Below are 17822 nucleotides of genomic sequence, written 5' to 3'. Positions count from 1 at the left end.
AATTCTACAAAAAATCACTGTTTAGCATGATAAGTAAAGTGGCATAATGATTGCATATTTGTGTACACAAATCCCATTTGTTGGCTCAGGAGTACCATTTAATAAACATTTCAACACAATTCATTAAAAAGCTTCCCATTTCAACTTGTACGTACTACCTTTAGAATGAAATTATTATCTCAACGACTGATTATGAAACAATTACTCACAGTAGGAGTAGCACTACTCTCACTTTCGGCACAAGCCCAGCTTGTTGTACAAAATGGTGCCACTTTCTTCATTGATGCAGGAGCAACCGTAACGGTACAAGGCGATGTAACCGCCAGTGCCAACATTTCCGGTTCAGGCAAACTGCTTATGAAGGGCACATCACTCCAAAGCTTAAACCTCAATGGTTTTAGCGTTCCCAATCTTGAAATTGACAATGCGGCCAACGTGGTAATGGCTGGCGCTGGTCGTGTAGATGGCATACTCACATTTACAACGGGCAAGCTGCAATTAGGCAATTTCAATTTGACGATGGCCAATGCTGGTTCTTTTGCAGGCGCAGGTACTGGTAGATTTGTAGAAACCAATGGTACAGGTGAGCTGCGTAAAGAAATGACCGCAGCAGGCACAGTGTCTTTGCCTGTTGGTTTGGGTAGCGATTTTACGCCATTGCAATTCCAGGTGACTGGTGGCAGTTATAGCAGCGCTTTTGTTGGCGGTCGTGCAGTTAGCGGCGGCCACCCTGCAAAACACCCCCGCACCTCTGATTTTCTGAATCACTATTGGTCTTTGAACCGGAGCGGTATCACTGGCGCAACGGTTACCACTGTGGGTACTTACGTTGATCCATCTGATGTAACGGGTACAGAAGCTGACATGCGTGCCATGACCTACGATGGTAGCAACTGGGCCTTGGGCAGCAGCCAAGACAACACCGGAAACACTGTAACTGCGCCAATGAGTGGCAACACTGGCGATTTGTATGCCATGAACCGTTTTGTGTTGGTTAGTCCTAAAGTGTTTTTGCAGGGAGCGTTCAATAGCGGTACTGGTCTCATGAGTGATGCATTACGGTCAACGGATGTAACACAAACTCCTGGTAATGCTAGTAGTAATAACTTAATTCCTACCTCTGATCCATATAGAACAGCTCCTTTGTCTACAAACTTTACTCATGTAAACAATCTTGTCGCTGAATCAATCAACAGTAGTGTATTGAACCATTTGGCAAATCCCAATGACCATATAGTAGACTGGGTTTTTCTTGAGCTTAGAAACAATTCAACATCTGGTAATACTGTATTACAAACAAGATCTGCATTAATTCAAAGAGATGGTGACATTGTAGATATAGACGGTGTTAGTCCGGTTTATTTTAAAAATGTCGATGCAGGTAATTTTAGTGTAGGCATAAGACATAGAAACCACATTGGTATCTACACCAACCCAGCATCATTTACGCCAACTCTTTCTTTGGCTTCGTCAACACTAAATCTGACCACGATTTCTTCAGCTTCATTAATGGGCGCAGCAAACAGCAGTTATTTTAATGACGGTTCAAGAAATATGTTGTTTGCTGGTAATTCCAGTCAAAACACAAGGGTTTCTTATAGCGGTTCTGGTAATGATGCATCTTATATTCTTTCATCAATACTTTCAAGTAACGCATCAGGAAACCTTAATAATATTTATTCAGTAGGCGATGTAAATTTCAATAGAAGGGTTACATATAGCGGGTCAGGGAACGATGCTTCTTATATACTCTCTACCCCATTAGCAAGTGCCCCAAGTACCATTCGTACAGAAGTGAAACCGAACTGATAAATTACAAGTCTCAACTCTTCACAAACACGAAAACTTAATTCCCTCGTCATGAAAAAAATATTATCATATAAGTTACTTTCATTAATCCCTGCTTTTATTGTTTTCACTTCCTCATTCACAATTGCACAAACAGGAAACATTAAATTCACCATAGAAAAAAATCCAGCACAGGAAAATCAGGTATTAATTAAAGCCAAAAATACTTCAGCATCTGCCATATCTGGTATTCTTGGTAGCAGTAATCTTACGCTTTGTATCGCGTTACCTAGTTCTCTATCTGGTATATCAGTTTCCATCGCTTCTCCAATCGCTGGCCAAACCTTTACAGATGTTCTTCGGAGTAAATTTGGAACAGATAGCGTTTTTGCCTGGAATGGTTTGGGCAGTACTGGAAGCGTAAACTTCCCAGTAAACACCGAGGTCACAATAGCCTCTGTAACCTTTGACGGTGGAGCACCAGGCGCAACCAGTCTTGTAAAACTTTTGAACGTTACAAATGGCGGTACAGGCTTCGACTACAATTACATTGCACCCGGTGGTAACGAACATTCTGGTTATAGCACCCCGTTCTATAGCAATATTGCTTCTGACCCACTTTTATCAAATTGCGGAGGTCCAAACGACGCTTTCAGTCAGTGTAGTTCCTATGTTGGAGTTGGAGCTGTTTCTCTCCCCGTTAAATTCCTCTCTTTCTTCGCCCTGAAAAATGGGGATGATGCCAAACTCAACTGGACAGTAGAAAGCGATGAAAACAACCGCTACTTCGAAATTGAACGGAGTACAGATGGCCGGGTGTTTAAAACAATAGGCAAAGTAGATGCCAAAGCAAATGGCAAAACCACCAACACTTACGAAACAGTAGATGCTGGCATTACAAAACTGGGTGCCAACCTGGTTTACTATCGCATTAAGCAAACAGACAAAAACGGCGAACTGACCTACAGTAACGTTAAGAACCTGAACAATGTGAAGAAAAGCACTCCTGTTCAGCTGTTTCCTAACCCTGTAAAGAATGTAACCAAAGTAGTGGTAGATGCCGATGCCGCTGGCAAAGGCAGTATCATCATTCGTGATGTAACCGGCAAAATGGTTCGCCAAATCAATGCTCAGTTTGTAAAAGGCATCAACCAGCAAGACATCAACGTTGCAGATCTTGCTTCTGGCGACTACAACGTTCAAGTGATTGGTGAAGGTTTCACTTACCAATTGAAATTGTCGAAAATCAATTAATTTTCAGTCGTACCAATAGTTTCAACGAGGCCCGGGCATTTTGCTCGGGCTTCTTTTTTTTCTTTCAACCTGGTGAAATACGGACATAAAAAAAGCCAGCTTTCAAAGCTGACTTTTCTGTTGACCCATAAGGATTCGAACCTTAACAGACAGAACCAAAATCTGTAGTGCTACCGTTACACCATGGGTCAATCCGTAATTGGAGCGCAAAAATAGGCGCCAGATTTATTCGACCCAAAAATGATTCTCTGATTTTTAAAAATTTCTGCCACTTTTTTTCTGCCCGCTGCAAATGATTGTGCAGAAGCATTGCATACTGCATTCCGCTTTAGTTCGTTCTTTTACAATGCCTTAGCGAAGCATAGTATTGAATTGACAACTGAAACACAGTAGTATGAAACGGCGAACATTTTTACAGCAATCTACACTCACCGGCGCAGCATTTATTGTTTCGAAATATGGCTTTGGTCAAAGCAATGATTTTGCGGATGTACGGGTAGCACCCGGTGCCCGGCATTTTACCAGCGAAGCGGTTGAAAAAGTAATTCAAGCAGTACAGAAGAACAGCAGTAATAAAGAACTCGGATGGTTGTTTCACAATTGCTTTCCCAATACCCTGGATACCACGGTTGATTTTGAAATGATCAACGGAAAGCCAGACACCTATGTGATTACCGGCGATATAGATGCCATGTGGTTGAGAGACAGTTCGGCTCAAGTGTGGCCTTACCTGCCCCTGCTGAAAGAAGATCCAAACCTGCAAATGCTCATTAAGGGCGTCATTCACAGGCAAACAAAATGCATACTGCTCGACCCTTATGCCAACGCATTTTTTAAAGACATGAATAAGGTGAGTGAATGGAAAAGCGACCTCACCAAAATGCAACCTGGCATACACGAACGCAAATGGGAAATTGACAGCCTTTGCTACCCTATCCGGTTGGCATACGGTTACTGGCAACAAACCGGTGATTTAACCGCCTTTGATGCCGATTGGCGGCAAGCCATGCGCCTGGTAATACAAACATTCAAAGAGCAGCAACGCTTCGACGGAAAAGGGCCCTATTCATTTCAGCGGACAACCTCCTGGGCTACCGATGGCGTACCGCTGGGCGGCTATGGATATCCGGCAAAACCCAATGGTTTGATTTGCTCTATGTTTCGCCCCAGCGACGATGCTACTATCTTCCCCTACCTGATTCCTTCCAACTGGTTTGCAGTTTTTGCATTGGAGTGGCTCACTGATATTGCCAAAGCCATTGGCGATGAAGAACTGGCCCGTCAGTCTTTTGAAATGGGCAATTCATTAGCAAAAGTGCTCTGGGATAGCGCCATCGTCTTTACCCAAACCTTTGGCAATATTTGGGTATATGAAACCAATGGCCTCGGCAGCTGCAACCTCATGGATGATGCAAACATGCCCAGCTTGCTCAGCATTCCTTACCTCGGCGAAAACATGTTTGCCAGCACCCGCCAAACCGTATGGGACAATAGCCGAAAATATTGTTTGTCGGCATCCAATCCATTTTACTTTTCGGGCACAGCTGCCGAAGGCATTGGCAGCCCGCATACCGGTTTAGATATGATTTGGCCCATGAGCATCATTGTGCGTGGCCTTACCAGCACCGATGAAGCAGAGATGAAAAAATGCATCGAGCTGCTGCAAAAAACACATGCCGGCACCGGCTTCATGCATGAGAGTTTTCACAAAGACGATCCCACGAAATTTACCCGCAAATGGTTTGCCTGGGCCAATAGTATGTTTGGTGAATTTATCTGGAAGATGTACCGCAGGAAACCACATTTACTGAATAAATAATTGCGTGTGCTCAAAAAAATCATGGCAAACAAACTGTTGCCATGATTTAATACACCCACGAGGTGGATTTTATTTGATTGTACAATACCTAGTTTCCGCCTGCGGTAACCTGCACCACTCCACCTGTTTTGTTATCAATACGGGCGTTGCCCAGCAAGATTAATTCCTTAGTAACCACAAGGGTGCCTGTACTGTTGATGGTAATTTTTGCACCCGGCATAATGGTTAATGCTTTGGTATTGCCCGTAGTGCCAGCCGTTACAATGGGAAAGAAATTATTTGGAATACCAGCAGGCACAATTACATCATCATTGGAGTCGGGCACACGGCCACATCCCCAATTGGCAGCATCTGTCCAAAATGTACTCACGGCGCCTGTCCAAGTGTTGGTGGTAGAGGTTTGAGTAACGGCTACCATGTTGGAGAGTACATTGGTTTTGCAACCTGCCACTGCAGTTACAAAATAATTTCCAGCCATATTTACAGGCCGCTGAGTGGATGTAGCCAAAAACTTTTTCTCTGGCAACAGCAATGTAGCTCTGCCTTGTAAGCCTGCATCTACATAAATCACCAATGCCTGATTGTTGGCATCGAAAGCCAGCTTAACATCGGTGGCGGCACCGGCCGAAAAATTGGCTACACCTGCAGTTACCCAAGCAGAGCCTGTCCATTTTTTTAGTTGCGCCTGGCTACCCAACCCTGCATCGGCGTACACTACATACAACGTGCCATCATTATCAATTTTTATATCATGCCATTCGGATGTACCCACACTCACCGGCCCACCGCCAAGCACGGTCCACCCATTGCTGGTATCAGCGGCTATACCATTCTTTTTTACAACGACCAATCTGCCGCTCTGAGCGGTCGCTTCACGATAAGCTATAAATACCTCATTCATTTCATTGATGATGATTTCTGGTTTTAGTGAGCTAGTAGTGGTAATGGTTTTGGTTGCCCAATCAGCTAAACCGCTATTGTCCTGTGTTAGTATGGTAGAAAAATGAACGCCACCGCCCACATGTGCCACCACCGGAGCTCCATCGTTGGTAAAGGCCAAAGATGTATTGGTAGCTGTTTTGGATGATGCATTTGCCGGCTGTACCAAATTCTCCCAACCTGTTCCGGTATAGCGGTTCAAGGAAACATATCTCGAACCATTGCCCCACAAAAAAGCATGCGTTTCATACAAAATGCCGCCATTATTGAATTTAATTTCCACTTCATTTACATTACCCTCATTTAATGAAGCGAGTGCAACCCAAGCACTTCCATTGAATCGAAAAAAATCCAATGGCTTTGTAGGAATGGCTTGCACAGTAGCAACGTATGGTTGATTGCTAATAGGATCAATAGCCATATCAAATTGCCCGACGCTGGTGTTCGCTGGTGCATTACCCAGTAATGTCCATGTATTACCTGTTCGCTTGTATACAAGTAAATCATACAAATGCACCACCGCTATAAATATATCTCCCGTTTTTCCCACTTCTATGTCAACACTGGATGCATTGATACCACTGACAAACCTTGATGCGCCAACACTATCCATTCTTGTACTATCCAGCACCTGATACCAACGCATCGTGGTATTGGTTTGGCCAGAAGTAGATAGAATAACGGGATTGCCAGCACAAAAACTTGGATTCGCAGGCAATACAACAGGCGCCGATGGCAACGTACATCCATACGTGGATACAACAATTTTACCGGATGCTCCTGCATCTTTAAACACCACAAACGGACCATATCCGCCAGCAGAAACCATGCTCACAAATTCTGCGCCACCACTGCTGATACCAGCTGTACCTAAAACCACCCAAGCACTCCCATTAAAAGTTCGTACCGATAATTTGCTACTGTTGGCCCCATCCCGAAAGGCTACAACAGGTCTGTTGTCAGCATCAATATCAATACTATTAAAATCGGCAGTGCCAGGTGTAAAACCAGCAGCACCAACTTGGGCCCATGTAGTACCATTCCATTTCATCACACTGGCTTTGTTGCTGGCATTGGCATCGCGGTATACCACTACTGGCAGTCCGGCCATGTCTACTGCAATATCGCAATGTGCTGCAGCAGCAGGAGTAATACCTGCTGTGCCGCCGGGTGTACTCCAGCTACTGTTGTTGTAATATTTAACCGTTGCTTTATTGCCCACCGAAGAGTCTGTATACACAACATAAGGACGAGCAATATCTGCACTGGCGATTTCTACAAAATGAGCCCCGGCAGCACTGATGCCTGCCCCAGCAGTTATATCTGTAAAGGCACCTGCTGTGCTACTCTTCTTTTTCACCATTACTTTATTACCCAAACTTTGGTCGGTGTAGGCTACATAAAAAATATCAATCATGCCGGTTGCTGTAATGCTTACGTCACCAACAGCGCCGGCACTTTGTGCACCTGCTGTTCCTTCATAATTCCACGCACTACCACTCCAGCGCATGATGCTCAACCTGCCACCATATGAATAATCCTTAAAAGCAACAATCGGTTTGTTGTTGTATGTAGCAATCGCAATGTGATCGGCAGCGCCGGCATTGATGCCAGCACTGCCCAGCACCGACCATGCCCCTCCTGTACTTTGCATAACTGTAACCTTGTTGCCATTCGCAACATCTTTAAATGCCACATATACAGTGCTATCTGTCCGGCTTACAGCAATAGCTGTATAATCTGCATTGCCACTGCTAAACCCTGCAGTACCAACACTTCTCCACGAAGGTCCTGGCTGTGCCTTCAAGAAAAAAGACAGCACAAATAATAGCAACACCAATAATAAACGAAGGGTTTCAGCAGAAATTCTTTTTGTCATAAAGTACGGTTTCGAAATACCAAACTAAACCCACGTGCCAATATGGAATGCCTTGCTTAAGAACTGCTGCACATGAATTGGCGGTATGCCTGATTAGAATTGATAAATGCAGGAATTGCATGTGGAGTTCATGCCGCTGTTATGAATACTGTACTATTGAAACGGAAGAATGCAGCACATATTAATCAACAGCATGCGGGTATTCATTTGTACAAAACCTACTACATGCGCCAAGTAATTTCAGGATACTAAAAACAATCCTATGCGCATTCTTCTATCAACAATTTTGCTTTTACTGGTGCTGCAAACAGTAGCTCAAATAAAAATGCCTACCCGAAAAACGGTAGAAAAAAAGTAGAAAAAGTTATTGATGAAACCTCGAACAATAACAATAGTAACCAATCGAAAAATAGCTCCGACAATAAACCAGCAACTACTATTCCTGCAGAAGAAACCAAAAGCCCGGCAAAAGCGCAGATCAATACTTTTTGGAAGCACATCGAAAAAATGCGCAACCATACCAAAGAAGACAATAAGCAAGTGGTGTATAGCAGTGGTATTCAAAGTGCACAAATGGCACTGAACAATACCAAGACCAAAGACCCGGCATACAATACAATTGACATGGAAAAAGCGCTGGAAGAATGCAAGAACGTTTACAACGGCCTGGCCAGCGGCAAACAAAACCTGAGGGATTCGAGAACCGCTACGATTGAATACATGGAACAGTTAATCAGGGAACCCTTTCTGTTTACAAAAGGAGAATTAAAAATTGGCGGAGATTCCACACAAAGAGAATCTGCAGTGAACAATGCTTTGGCTGCTAGTGATGCTGTGATAAAACAGCATGAAGAGAAAGTAGTGGAGTTTCTAAATACCCAACCTGAAGAACTAATAACGAAACCCGACCTGGGTGCTGCAAAAGCCAAAGCCAGTGCCGTAACTATTGCCATTAAAAAAGCGGAAGAAGCCTACAAAACAGAAACTTCAATAGCCAGTGTGTATTATTTACAACAGTTGTATTTGTACAAGGCATACCTCGATGGCGCATTGAAAATATTTCCGGGCGATGCCACTCTTAAACAACATCAAGACATGGTAGTAGCTGCTATCGACAAAATGGGGTCGCGGCAGGGCTATATGAATAAGCTGAAAGAGAACTACAAAGAGTGGGTGAAAAATTTGAAAATAGGCAAACCTGTACTGTCCGACCCCGCTATTGAAAAGCTGGTAACAAAAGAATTTGAATCCTGGGGTAGCTGGGACAAAATGAAGGTGACGAAAGTGAATATTGTAAAGCCCTGGATACTCGAAAAGAATGCTTTGGATATTCCTGTAAAGAAAGAAACACATGTACACATTGCCTTTACAAAACCCGACGGCAGCTGTGGCCTAGGCACCATGTATGTAGTGCAAGAATATGAAGGTGGCGGAAAATACGGAACGCCCTACACCACTTTCCATACCATACTGGCATCAACTATTCCCTGTGACAATTTAAAATAATAACGCATGCAACCACAGAAGAAACCCATCCCTGTAAAGTATTTCTATATGGGCATGCTCATTACAGCTGCCTTCATCGCAAGTGTATTTGTCTTTCTTTGGCAAAAAGAATCGAACGAAGAAAAGTTACTGAAAGAAAAAGGTATTGTCACCACGGCATGGATTACAAGTTTGTATTCCTCTAAAGTGAGTAAAAAATCCAACCCAAATTACTTCATGGAAGTGATGTTCTTTCATGACACTTCTTCCAACAAAAACGCTTCAACAACTGAGGCGGAAATATCTGTCAATACTGGTGATAGCATTGTGGCAGAAATGGCCAAAAATGTGGCGCAACTTCATGCGCCTTTAGGAAAACTGGAAACACAAAGAATTGTGATTCCAACCTACGAGATATATAAACGGTATCGCATTAACGACACTGTGAAAATCGTATTCCTGAATGAAAATCCTTCCATCATCAGGCTGGTTACAAAATAACTGACCAGCACAAAATTGACATACTGAAAAGGAACTTACCTGGTTTCCAGCCGTTGCAATACATAGTCTTTTTTGCGTTGAGAAACCGGTATTGACAAGCCCCCTTCAAATACCAAACTACCTCCATCTGTTTTGTCGAATAGGCGGATGTGCAAAGGATTGGCCAGATAACTGTGGTGTGTTCTGATAAAGCCAAATGGCTCCAACACAGCTTCATACTCTTTCAAATTTTTTGAAACAAGTATGGAGCTGTTGTTGGTAAAATAAAATTTAGTATAGGTGCCATCTGCTTCGCAAAAAAGTATGTCTTGTACTTTTACAAAGTAGGTACTGTTAATGTCCTTCAATACAATTTTTTGATCTGGATCCCGCCGATGCATGTACTGTTTTAGCATCACCGCAAGCTGCTCACTCAGGTTTTGTTGTTCAATTTGTTTTTGGGCTCTGCCAATGCTTTCCTGCAATTGTTGGGGATCCACCGGCTTTAATAAAAAATCGATAGCAGCACATCGGAAAGCATCTATTGCATATTTGTTGTGTGCTGTAATAAAAATGAGTTGAAACGCTGGATGATTCAATTGCTGCACCAATTCAAAACCTGTTCCATCATCCATTTCCACATCCAGTAATACAATATCCGGCTTGTACTGGGCAATTGCTTTCAGGCCCGATTGCACACCATCCGCCTCATGAATTTCTGTAATGGACTCACAGTATGCCTGCAGCAATGCCACAATGCCCTCACGAATGATTGGTTCGTTATCAATAATCAGTAATGTCATTGCTTTCTATTATGGGTAAATAAATAATCACTTCTACACCATCGTTATCTTTTCTATTGTCGATGCTGAAACTCGCTTTTGTTTTCAGCTTCAGGTTCAGCAAATAAATTCTGTCTTTTATGATTTGACTGGCTCTTGAAATGTGTTCCTTCTGAATGTGCTTCGCATCAGCCAATCCCTTTCCATTGTCAGTAATGGTCACTTTCAACGAATGTCCATCGATACTAAAAGTAATATTCAATTTGCCTACGCTTTGCATGCCCTGAAACCCATGCTCCACAGCATTCTCAGCAAATGGTTGAATAATCATGGAAGGAATCATGTATACATCTGGTTCAAGGTTGCTAGCACAAGAAATTTGAAATTCAAACTTTTCAGGGAAGCGTATTTTTTGCAGTGTCAGGTATTCATTCAAAAAATCTATTTCCTGCTCAATGGTTACATACTCTTTGTAGGTGCTCTCCAGGGTTTCCCGCATGATATGCGAAAACTTGCTGAGGTTCATAGCCAGTGCTTTGCCATCTTCATTTTTTACAGCCATGGTTTGCAGCGAAGCCAAAGCGTTAAAAAAGAAATGTGGATTCATTCTGGCACGGTTCAAGCGTTGTTCTGTTTCCAACACTTTTTGCCGGTGCTTCAGCGTTTGCTGTCGCAAAAGAAAGCAATGCTGATGGCTACCAGTATTGCCATGCCAGCCATCAGTAGCGAAATCTTTTTTTGCTGCGATAACTCCAAAATGGTTTTCTCATTTTTTGCCTGGTCATATTTATTCTCTAATTCATTCACCACTCTAATACGATCGGCACTTGTAAGACTATCACTGATGGCCTGCGCCACTTTCAATGCTGCAATGGCTTCTTTATAATGACCTGCCTTTTCTTCAATGGTATAGATGAGGGCATACGCATTCATAATGAGTGGCGGATACTTTTCCTGTTGGCAGTACAGCAGGCAGGAATCAGCATAGCGGCGGGCTTCGGCATAGCGGCCAAGCTTCATCAAAATATTGCCGAGGTCGCCATAGAGTGTAGTGTACTGCCTGTTGTTGATGCCCGGCTGACACATCTGCAGCGCTGATTGAATATAGCCAATGGCCATAGGGTACTGTTTGCGGCGTTCGCAAATGGCACTCAGTCTTGTGTAGGCGATGATTTGTTCTTTTACATTGTTCAATTGTTTGGCAACCGACAAGGCATTGTTTACAAACAGCTCGGCTGTATCAGCATACCGCATTTCTTTCAAGTCCTGCGCATGAAAAAAATATCGTGCAGCAACTTTATTGAGCAAAGTAGCTTGAAGGTGACTCAGCGCTAATTGCTGCACCAAGGGAACTGCTTGCCGGGTATAGGCAATTCCCTTTTCGGGCTGTTTGAGTCTGTTGAAAATCTGCGCAATATTGAGGAGTGTTTCTGCCTGCTCTTGCTTATCATGGAGCTGCTCCGCCACATCCAGCACTTTTAAATAGTAGGATAAAGACTGCGAATAAGCCGCCTGATTTTCGTACAGCCCTGCATACAATTTCCATAAAGAAAGAAAGCTGCTGGCGGCACATTGCTGCTGCTGGTAAATGGCCTGTGCTTTATCCAGCAACAACAAAGCAGTATCAAACTTTTTGAGCTGTAATTGGCGGTCTGCCTGCAACTCAAATGCCTTTGCCCGACAAGCAGGTTCTCGGTGCTGTGCCAATGCAGCAGTATCAATTGCCGAAGCAGTGTTGAGAATGCTGCACTTACAATCATTTTGCGCAATGGCAGTACTGCTCATGCCAAGCACCGCCACCACAATCACAGTTGTGATAACGTGGCTAATGAATGTCCTGGTATGCTTTACGATTGTTGACATGATAGAATACTTATCCATGAACGATCTCCTCTCCGTTCATCATTTTCAAACTTTGTATAGCACAATGTAAACAAATGACCGATAACAAGGGAGTGAGCAATTCTTGAAATTCGTCATTGATTTGGATTGAAAATTCATAACTGCTTTTGCCCCAATTGACAGTAGGCAACAAGGCAACAATTTCATCTTCGGCTTCATTCAACAGCATAAACCTTGTTCGCCAAAAGCTCATCCGTTTAAAAACATAACGAACGCCTTGCTGTCTTAAATGAAGCACCATCTCGCTATGATGGCTGATGCTAATGTCAGCAATACTGTACACATCCGAGGGTTGTGCATATATCTTCCAGCCATGCTGTTGATAGCGCATCCACCCATTTGCAGCGCCAGTAAAACTGCAATGACCATCAGCCTCTATGGAATATTGAAGTACACAATGCCAGCCAACACGACGATTGGAAATTTCAAATTGTTGATGCTGGCAAGTGGTAATCTGCATAGAAGTAACATGCATGAAAGTACCACGCCAATCAGGCAATTATTCATGCCTTGTATGCCTGCTTGGTTCAGACCAACAATTGCAGCCATTGAATAAATAAATGATGGATGGCTCTGCTTACAACATTGCTGCCTTCATTTGACACAAGCAATTATCTACCCTATTTAGGGCACCGCAATGATGTAAAAAGTTGTACTAACTAGGCCTGCTTTTATCCCAGTAGCCGCACTTCATCTACCCCGTCATTTTCTTTCCAGTGTACTACCACTTTTTGAGAGAAAATGGTGTCGATTGTTTTGCCCGTATAGTCTGGCTGAATGGGAATTTCGCGGTTGAACTGACGGTCGATCAGCGTACACAAGGTAACCTTGGAAGGACGGCCAAAATCGAGCAACGCATCCAGCGCAGCACGGGTGGTGCGGCCGGTGTACAGCACATCATCAATCAAAATCACTTCCTTGTTTTCAAGGCTCATGTCGAGGTGTGTTTGATTGGGCACCATAATTTCCTTGCGAAAATCATCACGGTAAAAAGTAATGTCCAGCATGCCGTAAGCCACCTGCTTACCGTACAATGCATTCAACTCTACCATCAGCCTGTCGCTCAGGTGTACGCCACGGGGCTGAACGCCAATGAACACAATGTCGTCGCAATGAGGATGATCTTCCACTATTTGGTACGCCAGCCGCTTGATAATGAGGGCAATGGCTTTATCGTTCAATACTTGTTTCATATACCGGAACTGCACTCCATGGGGCAGCACTCAAATATACGCTGCTAACCGAATGTGGGTCTTTTCGGTGTTCAAAATCTTTGCAAGCATTTAGGATGCTGCAAACCAGCCGCACCGTAGTTTTATGGTTCATTTTATTACACATGAAACAACTCTTCACTGCCCTGCTTTTTGTATGCAGCCTTTCTTTGGCGGCACAGGAAACCGGCATTCATTTTGAACACAATACTACCTGGCAAGCCGTGCTGGAAAAAGCCAAAAAGGAAAACAAATACATTTTTGTAGATGCCTTTACTACCTGGTGCGGCCCTTGCAAAATGATGGCCAAAAACATTTTTCCAAAACCAGAAGTGGGTGAATTTTTCAATCCCAATTTCATCAACCTGAAGGTGCAGTTAGATACCACCAAAAACGACAACGCTGAAGTAAAAGCCTGGTACAAAGATGCACACGACATCATGGTCAACTACAATGTACAGGTCTTCCCAACCTATTTATTTTTAGATCCCAATGGCAAGTTGGTGCATCGTTCGGTGGGTTCCTCTGATGCCGCCACTTTTATTGCCAAAGCCAAAAGAGCCCTTGATCCGGCCACCCAATATTTTACCCTCAAGGAAAAATTTACCGCTGGCGACAGAACACCTGCCTTGCTGAAAACACTGGCCAACGCTGCCATGGAAGCGTATGATATGCCCAATGTAAAAGTGTTTGCAGATGCTTATGTAGCCACACAGCAAGATTTGCTCACCAAAGAAAACATTGAGTTTTTGAGCAAGCTCACTCAATCGAGTCAGGATAAAGGTTTTGCATTGATGCTGCAGCACACCGAAGCATTTGACGCAGTGTTGGGTAAAGGAAAAACGAAAAACACGGTTCGTGCCATCATCCTGCAGGAAGATGTGTTTCCCGTAATTTGGAGCCCAACGGGCAAAGCCTTTCAATGGAATACACTGCAGCAAGATTTGCAAAAGAAGTATGGCAAAACGGGTGAAGAAACCGCAGCCTATGCACAGGTGTTTTATTACCAGCAAACCGGCAACTGGGACGACTTTGCTCCTGCCGTTACCAAATTCATGCAGCAATATGGTAGTGATTTACCCGCCGCAGAACTCAACAGTTTTGCCTGGGCTATTTTCGAACATTGCAGCGACATGAACTGTGTAGAGCAGGCAGTAGAATGGGCTAAAAAAGCAGCTATTGAAAAGGACGCCAACTACTATGACACTTATGCCAACCTGCTGTATAAATCGGGCAAACGCAAAGAAGCCATTGCCGCACAAGAGCAAACCATTGCACTGGCCAAAGCCACCGGCAATGCCAATGTAGATGACTTTGAAGCAACACTCGCCAAAATGAAAAAGGGCGAAAAAACCTGGTAAGCCATTACCGCTACATAAATACGAAGCCGGTTGCAATTGCAACCGGCTTTTGTGTGGGATCGGGGGTATTAACGCTGCTATACAAAATGATTATTGCTGTACAATCACAGAACGCAAAGTTTCCAGCAACTTGCCTACTTCCTGAATCAGTTCAGTTGGCACTTTGTTCTTTTGTGCACCAATCACAACATCGGCTACAAATGCGTCGTAATCAGCATTCGTACTTTTTTTGGCCATACGTGGATTACGGGCAGGATCATGTGCTGCGGCCATGCCCAAACCACTGTACGTAAAGTTTTTGGCACCGGTAGCTACGCAAAAAAAGTCGGTCAGGTTTTTACTAAGGATAGCCAGGTTGGTAGTATTGCCGGCTGTTACTTCAGTCAGCAATGGCGTAAAAAAAGGCTGCATTTTAGGGTCGGCCGCAATGACAAAAATGCTGCTGTCTACCACACTCCGCAAACCCAGCCTACCCTTCTCAATCATTTGTGCACTGTTGGTAGGATCGGCTACCATGGCACTGCCGCCCAACTTGGCATACAAACTATTGTCCACCATTTCGTTGCTGTCTTTTTTGCAGGCTACCGCCAGCATGGCTACAGCTGCAGCCATCACAAATACTTGCTTTCTCATAGAATCGGATTTAATGATTATGGTTAGGTATTAAAAAATGCGCTGAAAAAACGAACCGAGTTTGTAGGTGACACTCGATTTATCGATGACAGGACAACTGCCCGCCATTTCATTTGGCGAAGGCTTGTACAAAGAAGTAGCCATCGGCAATTTCGTTTTCATGGATTGATAAATACTGGTAGCATCACTATTGCGATTGTCGAAGGCAAACACCAGCCAGCCTTGCTCTGTATTCATATGGCTGTACTTCACCAATGCATGCTGGTGAAAATATGCCTGCACCTGCATCGACATGGGCGAATCGAGTGGCGCTGCAAACTCAATGCGGGCCATTTGCCAATGCTTGGTAGGCAATTGCTCACGGTGCGTTACATCATAAATATGAACGGCGAGAATAACGACCAATATGCCCGTAATGCTCAATAAAGACAAACCAATTCTGGTCAACCACTTGCGGCGGTTGCTGCGTTGCTGTTTCATGGATCCGACATTTGAAAGAGATACGCTGCGAGGTTTTGCTTTGGATGATAGCCAACAAAAAAAAGCTACCCGAATGGATAGCTTTTGAAATTCAATGTTGATTGCAATTATGATTGTAGGAACGGATACCGATAGTCAACCGGTGAGTTGTACGTTTCCTTAATGGTGCGGGCACTCAACCAACGATACAGGTTGAGCATGCTGCCTGCCTTATCATTGGTACCACTGGCTCGGGCACCACCAAAAGGCTGCTGACCTACCACGGCACCAGTTGGTTTATCATTTATGTAGAAGTTGCCTGCAGCATGACGCAAACGCTTGGTAGCAGCATCAATAGCCGAACGGTCTTGTGCCAATACAGCACCGGTTAAAGCGTATGGTGAAGTACCATCTACCAAATCCATCGCCTTTTCAAATTCATCAGCTTTGTAGGTGTAAATGGTGAGCACGGGGCCGAAAAGTTCTTCGCACATGGTCACGTATTTCGGATCACGTACTTCAATGATGGTAGGCTCTATAAAGAAACCATCTTTCTTGCTGCAGTTGCCACCGGTGAGGATTTTGGCCTTGCGGTCTTTCTTCGCTGCATCAATGTATTTCTTCAGTTTATCAAAACTCTTCTCATCAATTACGGCGTTTACAAAATTGCCAAAGTCTTCTACCGTACCCATCTTCATGGTTTCTACTTCAGCAACCAGTTTGGCTTTAATGCGGTCGGCCAGATTGCTGGGCAGGTACGCACGGCTGGCAGCAGAACATTTTTGTCCCTGATACTCAAATGCACCACGGGCCAGGGCTGTTACTACAGCATCAACGTCTGCAGATTTATGCACCAGCACAAAATCTTTACCACCTGTTTCGCCTACAATGCGTGGATAGCTTTTGTACTTGGGCGTATTGGCACCAATAGTAGCCCACATGTGGTTGAACACACCGGTTGAACCTGTGAAGTGTACACCTGCAAAATCAGGATGGTTGAAGCACACATCGCCAATGGTTGGACCATCCACATACACGAGGTTAATGACACCATCGGGCAGGCCGGCTTCCATCAAAATCTTCATGAACATTTGCGCCGAATAAATCTGCGTGTTGGCAGGCTTCCAAACCACTACGTTGCCGCACATGGCAGCGCTGGTGGGCAGGTTGCCACCAATGGCCGTAAAGTTGAACGGCGTAACCGCCAGCACAAAACCTTCGAGGGCTCTCCACTCCATGCGGTTGTGCATGCCGGGAGCACTGATGGGCTGCTGCTTATAAATCTCACTCAGAAAATGCACATTGAAACGCAGGAAGTCGATGAGTTCGCAGGCAGCATCAATCTCTGCCTGAAACGCATTTTTACTCTGGCCCAGCATGGTGGTACCATTGATGTAAAAACGATACTTGGTAGCCAGCAAATCGGCCGCTTTCAAAAAGATAGCAGCCCGTTCTTCCCATGGCATAGCTTCCCAGGTGGGCTTGGCTTTCAGTGCAGCATCAATGGCTTGCTGCACATGCGCTTTGGTACCGGCATGGTAGTAGCCCAGCACATGGTTGCGTTCATGCGGCGGATGAATGGGATGCTTATCGCCACTGCGTACCGCACGGCCGCCAATGTATTGCGGAATGTCGGCTTCTTTTTTCTTCAGCTCAGCCAGTGCTTTTTGTAAGGCATCACGCTCCTTACTACCGGGTGCATACTGCAATACCGGTTCGTTGGCCGGCATTGGATAAGAGAAAGTTCCAAAGCTCATAAATGCAATTTTGAAAATGATGAATTTGAAAATTTGACAATGGTAAGAAAGTGTGTGTATTTTTTAGCTGCAA

At 44.2% G+C, this 17822-nt stretch carries 15 protein-coding genes and 1 tRNA gene; 6 read left to right on the top strand and 10 right to left on the bottom strand.

Features of this window, described 5'->3' with window-relative positions; genetic code table 11:
- The first annotated feature begins 192 nt into the window (after nucleotides 1-192).
- Together GLV81_RS08245 and GLV81_RS08240 are read left to right on the top strand one after the other, a co-directional pair.
- Complete coding sequence (locus tag GLV81_RS08245; protein WP_197429034.1) at nucleotides 193-1809, top strand: hypothetical protein; 1617 nt, start codon at nucleotides 193-195, stop codon at nucleotides 1807-1809.
- Nucleotides 1810-1860: 51 nt separating this feature from the next.
- Nucleotides 1861-3042, top strand: a complete 1182-nt coding sequence (locus GLV81_RS08240; protein WP_157478448.1) for a T9SS type A sorting domain-containing protein — start codon at nucleotides 1861-1863, stop codon at nucleotides 3040-3042.
- Between the two features lie 120 nt (nucleotides 3043-3162).
- Here GLV81_RS08240 and GLV81_RS08235 read toward each other — a convergent pair.
- A tRNA-Gln gene (locus GLV81_RS08235) sits at nucleotides 3163-3233 on the bottom strand.
- A gap of 203 nt (nucleotides 3234-3436) precedes the next feature.
- On the opposite strand from GLV81_RS08235, the gene GLV81_RS08230 reads away from it, so the two are divergent.
- Complete coding sequence (locus GLV81_RS08230; protein ID WP_157478447.1) at nucleotides 3437-4861, top strand: glycoside hydrolase family 125 protein; 1425 nt, start codon at nucleotides 3437-3439, stop codon at nucleotides 4859-4861.
- A gap of 88 nt (nucleotides 4862-4949) precedes the next feature.
- On the opposite strand, the gene GLV81_RS08225 is transcribed toward GLV81_RS08230, so the two are convergent.
- Nucleotides 4950-7679 (bottom strand): hypothetical protein, encoded by a 2730-nt coding sequence (locus GLV81_RS08225; RefSeq protein WP_157478446.1) that lies wholly within the window; start codon nucleotides 7677-7679, stop codon nucleotides 4950-4952.
- Nucleotides 7680-8186: 507 nt separating this feature from the next.
- Here GLV81_RS08225 and GLV81_RS08220 point away from each other — a divergent pair.
- Nucleotides 8187-9185 carry a hypothetical protein gene (locus tag GLV81_RS08220; protein WP_157478445.1) on the top strand — a complete coding sequence of 333 codons (999 nt, stop codon included), beginning with the start codon at nucleotides 8187-8189 and terminating at the stop codon, nucleotides 9183-9185.
- A 6-nt stretch (nucleotides 9186-9191) separates the two neighbouring features.
- On the top strand, nucleotides 9192-9665 hold the full coding sequence (locus tag GLV81_RS08215; protein ID WP_157478444.1) for a hypothetical protein: 474 nt from the start codon (nucleotides 9192-9194) through the stop codon (nucleotides 9663-9665).
- A gap of 35 nt (nucleotides 9666-9700) precedes the next feature.
- On the opposite strand, the gene GLV81_RS08210 is transcribed toward GLV81_RS08215, so the two are convergent.
- The 5 genes from GLV81_RS08210 to pyrR form a co-directional block, all read right to left on the bottom strand.
- Nucleotides 9701-10447 carry a LytR/AlgR family response regulator transcription factor gene (locus GLV81_RS08210; protein ID WP_157478443.1) on the bottom strand — a complete coding sequence of 249 codons (747 nt, stop codon included), beginning with the start codon at nucleotides 10445-10447 and terminating at the stop codon, nucleotides 9701-9703.
- Nucleotides 10428-11102 (bottom strand): sensor histidine kinase, encoded by a 675-nt coding sequence (locus GLV81_RS08205; protein ID WP_157478442.1) that lies wholly within the window; start codon nucleotides 11100-11102, stop codon nucleotides 10428-10430. Before GLV81_RS08205 ends, GLV81_RS08210 begins: the two co-directional genes overlap by 20 nt.
- The gene (locus GLV81_RS08200) at nucleotides 11084-12289 is read right to left on the bottom strand and encodes a tetratricopeptide repeat protein (RefSeq protein ID WP_157478441.1); all 1206 of its coding nucleotides are present in this window, start codon (nucleotides 12287-12289) and stop codon (nucleotides 11084-11086) included. Before GLV81_RS08200 ends, GLV81_RS08205 begins: the two co-directional genes overlap by 19 nt.
- Nucleotides 12290-12299: 10 nt before the next feature.
- Nucleotides 12300-12788, bottom strand: a complete 489-nt coding sequence (locus GLV81_RS08195) for a hypothetical protein (protein WP_157478440.1) — start codon at nucleotides 12786-12788, stop codon at nucleotides 12300-12302.
- Nucleotides 12789-12999: 211 nt separating this feature from the next.
- Complete coding sequence (pyrR, locus tag GLV81_RS08190) at nucleotides 13000-13521, bottom strand: bifunctional pyr operon transcriptional regulator/uracil phosphoribosyltransferase PyrR (RefSeq protein WP_157478439.1); 522 nt, start codon at nucleotides 13519-13521, stop codon at nucleotides 13000-13002.
- A 143-nt stretch (nucleotides 13522-13664) separates the two neighbouring features.
- Here pyrR and GLV81_RS08185 point away from each other — a divergent pair, with 143 nt between their 5' ends.
- On the top strand, nucleotides 13665-14900 hold the full coding sequence (locus tag GLV81_RS08185; protein ID WP_197429033.1) for a thioredoxin family protein: 1236 nt from the start codon (nucleotides 13665-13667) through the stop codon (nucleotides 14898-14900).
- 90 nt (nucleotides 14901-14990) lie between these two features.
- Here the strand turns inward: GLV81_RS08185 and GLV81_RS08180 are convergent, their stop codons facing one another.
- The 3 genes from GLV81_RS08180 to pruA all read right to left on the bottom strand — a co-directional run bounded on the left by GLV81_RS08180 (nucleotide 14991) and on the right by pruA (nucleotide 17749).
- Entirely contained in the window at nucleotides 14991-15533 is a 543-nt protein-coding gene (locus tag GLV81_RS08180) for a globin family protein (RefSeq protein ID WP_157478437.1), read from the bottom strand.
- Between the two features lie 30 nt (nucleotides 15534-15563).
- On the bottom strand, nucleotides 15564-16013 hold the full coding sequence (locus GLV81_RS08175; RefSeq protein WP_157478436.1) for a heavy-metal-associated domain-containing protein: 450 nt from the start codon (nucleotides 16011-16013) through the stop codon (nucleotides 15564-15566).
- A 107-nt stretch (nucleotides 16014-16120) separates the two neighbouring features.
- Nucleotides 16121-17749, bottom strand: coding sequence for an L-glutamate gamma-semialdehyde dehydrogenase (pruA, locus tag GLV81_RS08170; protein ID WP_157478435.1), 1629 nt, complete (start codon nucleotides 17747-17749; stop codon nucleotides 16121-16123).
- Nucleotides 17750-17822: the final 73 nt, after the last annotated feature.

This window comes from Phnomibacter ginsenosidimutans, from assembly GCF_009740285.1.
Classification (GTDB): domain Bacteria; phylum Bacteroidota; class Bacteroidia; order Chitinophagales; family Chitinophagaceae; genus Phnomibacter; species Phnomibacter ginsenosidimutans.
This window is presented reverse-complemented; position numbering and strand designations above follow the sequence as displayed.

Coding starts and splice junctions, on each gene's coding strand:
- GLV81_RS08195 (WP_157478440.1), bottom strand. CDS start 12,788: ATGCAGATTACCACTTGCCAGCATCAACAATTTGAAATTTCCAATCGT.
- GLV81_RS08245 (WP_197429034.1), top strand. CDS start 193: ATGAAACAATTACTCACAGTAGGAGTAGCACTACTCTCACTTTCGGCA.
- GLV81_RS08185 (WP_197429033.1), top strand. CDS start 13,665: ATGAAACAACTCTTCACTGCCCTGCTTTTTGTATGCAGCCTTTCTTTG.
- GLV81_RS08215 (WP_157478444.1), top strand. CDS start 9,192: ATGCAACCACAGAAGAAACCCATCCCTGTAAAGTATTTCTATATGGGC.
- pyrR (WP_157478439.1), bottom strand. CDS start 13,521: ATGAAACAAGTATTGAACGATAAAGCCATTGCCCTCATTATCAAGCGG.
- GLV81_RS08175 (WP_157478436.1), bottom strand. CDS start 16,013: ATGAAACAGCAACGCAGCAACCGCCGCAAGTGGTTGACCAGAATTGGT.
- GLV81_RS08200 (WP_157478441.1), bottom strand. CDS start 12,289: ATGTCAACAATCGTAAAGCATACCAGGACATTCATTAGCCACGTTATC.
- GLV81_RS08180 (WP_157478437.1), bottom strand. CDS start 15,533: ATGAGAAAGCAAGTATTTGTGATGGCTGCAGCTGTAGCCATGCTGGCG.
- GLV81_RS08210 (WP_157478443.1), bottom strand. CDS start 10,447: ATGACATTACTGATTATTGATAACGAACCAATCATTCGTGAGGGCATT.
- GLV81_RS08220 (WP_157478445.1), top strand. CDS start 8,187: ATGCGCAACCATACCAAAGAAGACAATAAGCAAGTGGTGTATAGCAGT.
- GLV81_RS08225 (WP_157478446.1), bottom strand. CDS start 7,679: ATGACAAAAAGAATTTCTGCTGAAACCCTTCGTTTATTATTGGTGTTG.
- pruA (WP_157478435.1), bottom strand. CDS start 17,749: ATGAGCTTTGGAACTTTCTCTTATCCAATGCCGGCCAACGAACCGGTA.
- GLV81_RS08240 (WP_157478448.1), top strand. CDS start 1,861: ATGAAAAAAATATTATCATATAAGTTACTTTCATTAATCCCTGCTTTT.
- GLV81_RS08230 (WP_157478447.1), top strand. CDS start 3,437: ATGAAACGGCGAACATTTTTACAGCAATCTACACTCACCGGCGCAGCA.